Origin of the sequence: Dyadobacter sp., from assembly GCF_051859145.1 — a bacterium.
In the GTDB taxonomy this organism is placed as follows: Bacteria; Bacteroidota; Bacteroidia; order Cytophagales; family Spirosomataceae; genus Dyadobacter.
Genome location: NZ_JBHYGF010000515.1, coordinates 1 through 2,134 on the forward strand (window position 1 = coordinate 1; position 2,134 = coordinate 2,134).

2 protein-coding genes are annotated in these 2,134 nt (G+C 48.9%); both read right to left on the reverse strand.

Annotation, left to right across the window (positions count from 1 at the left end; genetic code table 11):
• On the reverse strand, nucleotides 1-1,137 hold a 1,137-nt coding region (locus ACTIE6_RS23130; protein WP_439558886.1), incomplete at its 3' end, for a ComEA family DNA-binding protein.
• A gap of 24 nt (nucleotides 1,138-1,161) precedes the next feature.
• Entirely contained in the window at nucleotides 1,162-2,025 is an 864-nt protein-coding gene (gene nadC, locus ACTIE6_RS23135) for a carboxylating nicotinate-nucleotide diphosphorylase (RefSeq protein WP_439558887.1), read from the reverse strand.
• Nucleotides 2,026-2,134: the final 109 nt, after the last annotated feature.

The following is a 2,134-nucleotide window of genomic DNA, read 5'->3' on the forward strand; positions in this document are numbered from 1 at the left end:
AAGTGCAGTGATGCCGATCTGCCCATTCTGTGAAAGGCGGTGCAGTAAATGCATCCCTACATTCTGTTCCGGAAGGATATTATGTTTTTCGATCTCGCTGCTGGTGCGATGGTAACCGTTAATGGGCAGCGAAGTCACCAGTTTTCCTGCGTTGCTTTCATCGACTGTCGCGTCTCTTTTGGTTTTTGAGTAAAATAGGGAGATCGTGGTGTACCTGTCAACAGCATAGGTAGCTGCTGCTCCGCGAAAAAAGTTGACTTCGCCGGAGGAAGTATAAGGCTTGAATCCGAGCGTACTCCGGTATCCGGTTTTGATCACCTCTGCTCCTTTCCCCAAAGAAAACCCGGCGCCGAGTACCATTCCTTGTCCGGCTTGCACCTGATAGTCGCCGAGCACCAGGTTCTTCCATCTTCCCCTGTTCAGAATTTGCGCGTGAAAAGATGTGAAATCTGCGCCGAAAATATGGCGGCCGGCATTCCATTGCCAAAGTGCCTCACCCGCATCCTTGTCCATTGTAAATCCAAAACTGTAAGAACCGCTTCGTGCATTGCGATATCGGAGGTATGCATTGTAGGGGCTGCCTGTATATCGCGCGGTAGAATTCGAAGATGAATCCTGTGTCAGAAACCCTTTTTGCTTTTCAAGTATCCTGCCGGTGCGGAACATCAGGAAGTGCTGACCAGGATTTTGCAAAGCTTCCCGAATAGAGCGTGCTTTTGGATTTAATGTAATAAATGGAAGTAACCGGTTGATGGTAACCAGATCATAACCAGGTACCGCTTGCAGTTCGTAGAGCGACAGGAATGGACCTGCTTGCTCGCGGTAGCTGAGCAATGCTTTTACCTGCACATCAGTGAGAATCAATGTGCCTGAAAGCTCGTCGGCAGTAACAGCATTGATATCGAGCGGATTGGTATACAGATGCAAAAGTGATTCAAACAGTTCCGAATAATCCGTGTCTTCCGTTGGAACAGGAAAAAGCGCAGCTACAAACTGATTGATATCGATGTCCTTCTTTGGAGGCTCCTGGCTGCGCGCCGCGTTCGAAGAGAGGAGAATAGTAGCAAAATACAGGAACAACAGACCTGTGCGGCCTTTTTTGTAATAAGCGTATGCGATAAGTCCTGTATACTGCATACGCTGTTGGTATGTTGATAGAGGTTAAAAGGCTTTTAAACTTAAATCCAGACTTCGCGCCTGGTGCGTTAATGCGCCGCTTGATATGCCGTCCACTCCTGTTTCGGCAACTGCGCAGAGGGTTTTTTCGGTAATATTTCCCGAAGCTTCTGTTTCAAACCGGCCCGCGATCTTCTTCACCGCGGCGCGTAAGTCGTCGAGTGAAAAGTTGTCGAGCATAATGATATCAACCTGTCCAACCCGCAAAACTTCATCTACCTCAGCCAGGCTGCGTGTCTCAATTTCTATTTTCAGGTTTTTGCCCGTTTGCGCCAGGTACTTGCGTGCCCCGGTAATGGCCGCTTCAATGCCGCCCGCGTAATCAACATGATTATCTTTCAGCATAATCATATCGTAAAGTCCCATCCGGTGATTTACCGCGCCGCCTATCTTTACTGCCAGCTTCTCGAACAGGCGGAAGTTGGGCGTGGTTTTGCGGGTATCCAGCAATTTCACCGGCAGATCTGCAATGAGCGACGACATTTGTCTTGAGTAGGTCGCAATCCCGCTCATTCGCTGCATGGTATTTAGTACCAGCCGTTCCGCTTTCAGGATCAGCCGCGCACTACCTTCGACTATAAAAACAATGTCACCTGTTTTGACGTCGGTTCCGTCAAAAAGTAACACATCAATTTTCAATGGGGGATCATTATAAAACGTAGCGGTTTCTTCAAAGATGATCTGCGCCACTTCCACACCTGCCAGAATGCCGTCTTGCTTGACGAGCAACTTGGCACGTTTCACGGCATTTTCGGGTACGCTGGACAGAGAGGAATGATCACCGTCGCCAATATCTTCCAGTAATGCGAGCCGGATCAGGCTACGAATTTCATGTGGGTCAGTTTCCATAAGGGTTGTATTTCAATAGGTTTGCTGGCGATATGCCATATTGTAGCGTAGTGCGATGGTCCAGGTGCCGGACTTGGCCGCCACTTTCGCATCCGTAGAATTGACGTTC

What these genes read in the sequence shown, in the direction of transcription:
- nadC (WP_439558887.1), bottom strand. Translation starts at nt 2,025, where the DNA reads ATGGAAACTGACCCACATGAAATTCGTAGCCTGATCCGGCTCGCATTA.